The organism is Candidatus Accumulibacter phosphatis, assembly GCF_012939955.1.
In the GTDB taxonomy this organism is placed as follows: domain Bacteria; phylum Pseudomonadota; class Gammaproteobacteria; order Burkholderiales; family Rhodocyclaceae; genus Accumulibacter; species Accumulibacter delftensis.
In genome coordinates this window covers 1-4,587 of sequence record NZ_SPMY01000121.1, presented here as the reverse complement: position 1 = coordinate 4,587, position 4,587 = coordinate 1, and the positions used below count along the sequence as shown (strand labels likewise).

Genomic DNA, 4,587 nt, shown 5'->3' with positions numbered 1-4,587 from the left:
CTACGACATCGAGATCAAAGTGCGGCCGGCCGCCGAGCCGGTCGGACACCTGACGCTCGCGGTCGCTTGATCAGGTGCCAGCCGATGGTAGCCCGCATTACCGATGAAGAGTGGGACAAACTGTCTCCGGATAATTTCGAGACGCATTCGCTGCTGCGTGCCGTCGATGCCGTGGACGAACTGCGCGACGATCTCAGCGATGGCGAATACGCCACCCCGCCGCAGCTTCGCACCGACCTGCTGAAGCTGCACCAACTGGCAATGGCCGTCATCAACGAGGGATCGCGCAGCCAGGTCGCTTCTCTATTCGAGCTGGCCAGCGATCTGGATGAGCAGGTTTCCCACATGATGACCAATCTGGAAGAGGTACAGGCAACGCTGTCGCAATTGACGGCGCTGTATCCGGACAGCTTGTGCTATGGAGGCCTGGACGGCGACGAGTGATGGCTGGCCACTCCTACTCTGGCCCATCAAGCGGCAGGTTGCCACGGTGGATCGCATTGCCAACCATAAGGGACGCAATCCGCAGGAACGCGCCGCCCTGAAAAGGCGCCTGCTGCGCAAGAGGATGAGCAAATAAAGTCTGGCTTACTCCAAGGTGGCGGCTGGTGACACAACTGCTTGTTCTACCCCTACAAGCAGGCGGCGGCTGCCGGCGCGCAAGGGCGAGAAAGGTACGCCGATCCAGTATTGGAAATTCAGCAAGGAACAGGCCAAGACCGACGAGGCCGGCAAGCCTGTTCTCGACGCCCAGGGCAAGCCGGTGAAAGACGATGTGCGGCTGGAACGGCCCCGGGTGTTCTTCACCACCGTGTTCAACGCCGAGCAGATCGACGGCCTGCCGCCGATACAGCCGCGCAAAGAGCAGGAATGGAATGCCCTCGAACGGGTTGAGCACATCCTGCAGGCATCCGGAGCGCTGATCCAGCACGGCCCGCAAAACCGGGCTTTCTACCGGCCGGGGTCCGACAGCATCCACCTCCCCGAAAAGGGTCAGTTTCCCAGCGCCGACACTTACTATGCGACAGCGCTGCACGAACTGGGACACTGGACAGGTCACCCGTCACGCCTGGCTCGAGACCTGGTGCATCCCTTCGGCAGCGAGGCCTATGCCAAGGAAGAGCTGCGGGCGGAAATTGCCAGCATGATCATGGGCGATGAGCTCGGGATCGGTCACGACCCAGGCCAGCACGCGGCCTATGTCGGAACGTGGATCAAGGTCCTGAAGGACGATCCACTCGAAGTTTTTCGCGCGGCCGCCGACGCCGAGAAGATCCACGCCTATGTATTGGCTCTGGAGCAACAGCAGGTTCAGGAACAGAGCACCGAACAAAGCCAGGAAGCGATCGCGCCGGTCATTTCCGACAGCGAAAACCAGGAGGCAGCCATGCAGACCTTGACGCACAGCGAAGCCAACGCGCACGAACAGGCGGCTGAACTGGCGCGCATCGAGGAAGAACGGGTCCGCCGCGATCCCGACAGCACTGTCGAGCAGATTGCCGCCGCAAGAGAGGCGCGCAAGTCGGCTGATCTGGCCGCCGTGCTCAACGACGCCGATATCCAGCGGCGCGTCGCACAGATCGAGGGCGAGAAGACGTCGGTGCCGGCGGTGAATGACGCCGACCAGGCGAAAAAGACCTATCTCGATGTGCCGTACCACCAGAAAGACGAGGCGAAGGCGCTGGGTGCGCGTTGGGATCGTCAGGAACAATCCTGGTTTCTTCCGGCAGGCATCAAGGACGCCGCTCCCTTCGCCCAGTGGGCACGGCAAACCGACAGCGCGGCCCCGGAAGGTCAGGCCAAGCCCGAGAAACAACGTACTCAGGAACGCCAGTATCTCGCCGTTCCCTACGGCGAACGGGCCGCCGCCAAGGCCGCCGGCGCGCTGTGGGACAAGGCCGCGAAATCCTGGTTTGCCAGCGCGAAGGCCGACAAGAGCCGGCTGCAACGCTGGTTGCCGGAAAACGTCCCTGGCCAGCAAGGGCCGGCCATGTCGCCGCGAGACGAGTTCGCCGAGGCGCTGCGCTCGATCGGCTGTGTCGTGAGCGGCGAGCATCCGATGATGGACGGCAAGAAACATCGCATCAGCGTCGAAGGCGAGAAGCTCAGCGAGAAAGCCGGGTCCGGCTTCTATGTTGGCCACCCGGCCGGCTATCTGAAGAACAACAAGACCGGCGTCGACATGAAGTGGAAGTCGAAGGGCTACGCGCTCGACCCCGAGCAGAAAGCCAGGCTACAGGCTGAAGCGGCTGAAAAGCTGCAAGCGCGCACTGCCGAGCAGGAGCGGCTGCAAGAGCAGGCGGCGCAGCGGGTGGCCAAGCAGATGGCGCACCTGCTGCCGGTCACCACACCGACCACGTACATGCAAACCAAGGGAATCGAGCCGCAGGCAGGCGTTTTCACGGACAAGGAAGGCCGGGAAACCTACATCCCGGCCACCGATACCGACGGCAAGCAATGGACGATGCAGTACATCCAGGAGGACGGCACCAAGCGCTTCGCCAAGGACAGCCGCAAGGAAGGCTGCTTCCATGCAGTCGGCGGCCTGGACGCCCTGGCCAAGGCCCCTGCCCTGGTCATTGGCGAAGGCTACGCGACGGCCAGCAGCTTGCAGCAGACGCTGGGTTTCGCGACCGTCGCCGCCTTTGACTCGGGCAACCTGCTACCCGTCGCCAAGGCCTTGCATGCGAAGTTCCCGGACAAGCCCATCCTGATCGCCGGCGACGACGATCGGCACCTCGAAGCCACGCAGGGAATAAACCCCGGCCGCAGCAAGGCCGAGGAAGCGGCCAAGGCGGTTGGTGGCAAGGCCCTGCTACCGATCTTCGCGCCTGGCGAGCAAGTCGCAGAGCCGAAAGGCTTTACCGACTTCAACGACCTGGCGACCAAGAGCGTGTTGGGGCGGGAAGGCATCGAGCGGCAGGTTCGTTCGGTGGTTGATGACGTTATCGAGCGTTGCCACGCGCACGGTGTTGAGCTACTGCAGCAAGTCGAGAAACAGGAGCAGAGGCTACGTAGGGCGGTGAAAGTGGGCTGACGGACATGGCGTCATCGCAGGCTGTGCTGCGATGACGGGTTCTTGGCTTGCTCACGGTGGGTGCGTGAGTGACTCAGAAGGCATCAAGGTGTTCAGCGTCTGCTCGCTCTTTGGGGACTGCCTGCGGCAGCCCCCCGCCACTAGGCTCCCCCCGACGGCGAGATCGCTTGCGCGAACTCGCTTAACCGCATCCACTCAAGCTACCGGACACCGTTGACCGCCACCATGACCTGAGCGGCTAGCGTGAATGCCACGTGAAGGCCGACCTGCTGCTGATTTACCGCCCCGTCTTATCGACCGCTTTCCGTCCAACTGAGCGCGGGTAGCTAGCGCGAACTGCCTTGACAATGTTCTCCCAGGCGGAGTAGAAGGACTACTTGCTTCAGGTTTCCCGAGGGCTATCGCCCGAGGGATGAAATGGGAAGCCGGTGTTTCGAGCCTGTTCCACAGGCCGAGAGTATTCCGGCGCTGCCCCCGCAACGGTAAACGAGAGCAAGGAACTGCAACACGCCACTGTGCAACAGCATGGGAAGGCGCAGATCCAGGGATTTTCCCGCTCGTGAGCCCGGAGACCTGCCTGAGGCATGCGGATCGGCATTGCGGAGGGCGATGTCTCGGTACTCTGGTCGCTCTGACCCCTGTTTCCGGTTGCACTTCCTCCTTTTGCCGTTGTTTCGTTCGTTCGGCTTGCGCGCGGGTGTGCGCAGAGGAGAACTAGGTGCCGGCATTATTCCCATCGACCCGGGCGGGTGCGCTGCTTGCGTGCTCGTACCCGTGCGGCGACACGCTTCGTCACCACCGCAAAACACCCGACAGCGTTTTCGGCGGCCGTTTGGCTGCCAGCAATCGATTGCTGGCCAGGCGGCAAGCATGAGCGCGACCGATCGCGAGGAGTCGCACCGTGCGCGCATGCAGCGCAAAAAGGCCGTGGTTGATACCGCCATCGCCCGTGCCGATCGCGACCAGGGCTTGCTGCTGGTGCTCACCGGTAACGGCAAGGGCAAGTCGAGTTCGGCTTTCGGCATGGTCGCCCGTGCCCTCGGACACGGCCTGCGGGTCGGTGTCGCGCAGTTTATCAAGGGGCGCTCGGACACCGGCGAGGAGGCCTTCTTCCGTGCTCAGCCAGGGGTCACCTGGCATGTGCTTGGCGAAGGCTTCACCTGGGAGACGCAGAACCTGGCCCGCGATCGGGAAACCGCGCGCCGCGCCTGGGCCGTGGTTGCCGAGATGCTCGGCGATCCGTCGCTGGGGCTGATCGTCCTCGATGAACTGACCTATGCGCTGAAGAACGGCTGGCTGGATTTGCCGCTCGTGCTCGCCGATCTGGCCGCCCGCCCGGCGCTGCAGCACGTGGTGATTACCGGCCGCGGCGCGCCGGACGAACTGTGCGCCGCAGCCGACACGGTCAGCGAGCTGCGCGACGTCAAGCACGCCTTTCGCGCTGGCGTACGGGCGCAGAAAGGGGTCGATCTGTGAGCGCTATGCCGGCGTGCCCGGCGCTGTTCATTGCCGCGCCTGCTTCCGGCCAGGGCAAGACGACGGTGACCGCG

3 protein-coding genes, 1 pseudogene and 1 riboswitch are annotated in these 4,587 nt (G+C 63.5%); all 4 genes and pseudogenes read left to right on the top strand.

Features of this window, described 5'->3' with window-relative positions; genetic code table 11:
• Positions 1 to 70: pseudogene (locus E4Q23_RS25045) on the top strand (XRE family transcriptional regulator); the annotation flags it as partial.
• Between the two features lie 14 nt (positions 71 to 84).
• Positions 85 to 444, top strand: a complete 360-nt coding sequence (locus tag E4Q23_RS22765) for a transposase (RefSeq protein ID WP_169068697.1) — start codon at positions 85 to 87, stop codon at positions 442 to 444.
• Positions 445 to 598: 154 nt separating this feature from the next.
• Positions 599 to 3,037 carry a zincin-like metallopeptidase domain-containing protein gene (locus tag E4Q23_RS22760; protein ID WP_291997431.1) on the top strand — a complete coding sequence of 813 codons (2,439 nt, stop codon included), beginning with the start codon at positions 599 to 601 and terminating at the stop codon, positions 3,035 to 3,037.
• A 367-nt stretch (positions 3,038 to 3,404) separates the two neighbouring features.
• Positions 3,405 to 3,632, top strand: a riboswitch (cobalamin riboswitch).
• 275 nt (positions 3,633 to 3,907) lie between these two features.
• Positions 3,908 to 4,513, top strand: coding sequence for a cob(I)yrinic acid a,c-diamide adenosyltransferase (gene cobO, locus E4Q23_RS22755; RefSeq protein WP_169068696.1), 606 nt, complete (start codon positions 3,908 to 3,910; stop codon positions 4,511 to 4,513).
• Positions 4,514 to 4,587 lie beyond the last annotated feature (74 nt).

What these genes read in the sequence shown, in the direction of transcription:
- E4Q23_RS22765 (WP_169068697.1), top strand. Translation starts at nt 85, where the DNA reads ATGGTAGCCCGCATTACCGATGAAGAGTGGGACAAACTGTCTCCGGAT.
- cobO (WP_169068696.1), top strand. Translation starts at nt 3,908, where the DNA reads ATGAGCGCGACCGATCGCGAGGAGTCGCACCGTGCGCGCATGCAGCGC.